This window comes from Hydrogenobaculum acidophilum (assembly GCF_054656715.1).
On record NZ_BAAHXP010000040.1, the window covers coordinates 1 to 1,440 of the forward strand.

Annotated in this window: 3 protein-coding genes; 2 read left to right on the top strand and 1 reads right to left on the bottom strand. The window is 34.4% G+C overall.

The window, feature by feature from the left end; translation table 11 throughout:
- On the bottom strand, positions 1-403 hold a 403-nt coding region (locus tag ACYQZV_RS09010; RefSeq protein WP_459895291.1), incomplete at its 3' end, for an Rpn family recombination-promoting nuclease/putative transposase.
- A gap of 84 nt (positions 404-487) precedes the next feature.
- Here ACYQZV_RS09010 and ACYQZV_RS09015 point away from each other — a divergent pair.
- Positions 488-757 (top strand): HU family DNA-binding protein, encoded by a 270-nt coding sequence (locus ACYQZV_RS09015; RefSeq protein WP_459895294.1) that lies wholly within the window; start codon positions 488-490, stop codon positions 755-757.
- Between the two features lie 157 nt (positions 758-914).
- Positions 915-1,440 (top strand): hypothetical protein (locus ACYQZV_RS09020; protein WP_459895297.1); only part of this gene is annotated, 526 nt, incomplete at its 3' end.

Sequence of the window (1,440 nt, forward strand, 5' to 3'; positions counted from 1 at the left end):
CCATAGGTACAATGTTAGGAAACTCTTTGTTTTCTCTGTAGGCCTCTTCATATTTGGCATAGATATAGGACAAAAGCTGTAAGAATATGCCTTTATCTGGACTTGACTTATGCTCTACTATAAAATAAAGCTCTATCTTTTCATCTGTATCTTTTACATTCACCTCAAAGGCTAAGTCTAGGTATTTCTTTTTACCTTCAATAGTATTGTATTTTTCTGTATCTAATATCCTAATGCTTTCTAAATCAAGATGTTTGGCTAGTTTTGGTTCATAGGCCTGTAGGAATGTCTTTATGTTATCTGGATTTTTCATGATGAGCTTAAAAAGAACATCTGAGGATTGGATGTTTCTTAACTCTTCAATCTCTTTCCAATGCTCTGGCAATTTTTCTTTATCATCCATAGGATGATTATAACATCAGAGATATTCAAAACCCTTATGGATATCAAAGATTTGGTAAAATAAATTACCCTAAGGAGGCGTGTTATGACAAAAAGAGAATTAGTGAGCTACGTAGCAGAACAAACTGGTATACCAAAGGCAAAGGCTGAAAAGTGCATAAATGCTGTTTTTGAAGCCATATCTAAGAGCTTAAAGAAAAAAGAGAAAACCATCATCCCAGGCTTTGGAACATTTACAGTAGCTACTAGAAAAGAAAGAAAAGGAAGAAATCCAAAGACAGGTCAAGAGATAAAAATACCAAAAAGAACCATAGCTGTTTGGAGAGCAAGCAAGGAGTTAAAGAATATAAAATAGAAAGTATATTTTGATTTCTTTCATTATATGAGATAGCCTATTTGAAAATACTATAAATCTTTATATAATTATATTTGAGCGTGGTCATATGGAAGCGATAATTGTTTTAAGCTACTTTAAAAAGTTTTACTTGAAGCTCACTCTTTAAGAGTTGAGCTTGTTATATAAGTGTGACCACGCTCATCACACTGCTGCCAGCTTTTACCGCGCTGGTGGCACCTTAATTATTAACCTAAACCCCATCTCAAAACATCACTTTGTTAAATCTCTTTCAAAGGAGAAACCACTATCTCAAGATGCTAGACAAGGATTAGAAGAGTTAAGGTATTACCATAAGTATCGCCAGCAGAAAGCTTACGTAGTACAGCTCTTTAAGTACGATGAGAAAAGAGCTATACCTATAGAGACTTTCATAGTAAAGACTAAGCAAACCCTTAATAAGATAAAGATGGAAGCAACCAAGAGAAACCTAGTGCTTCTTTATCTACCAAACCCAGTGAGAATACCAAAAGACTTTTGGGAGACTTACAAGAAGGCCAAAACAAGGCAAGAAAAAAATAAAGTCATCAAAGATGCATCTATTCTATCTGATGCTAACATCTTTGCCATTGAAAGGCTTGTGATTGATATAGATAGTGCTTTTGATGAGGTATATCCAATTTGGAGGTGGTTAGCGAGAGAAC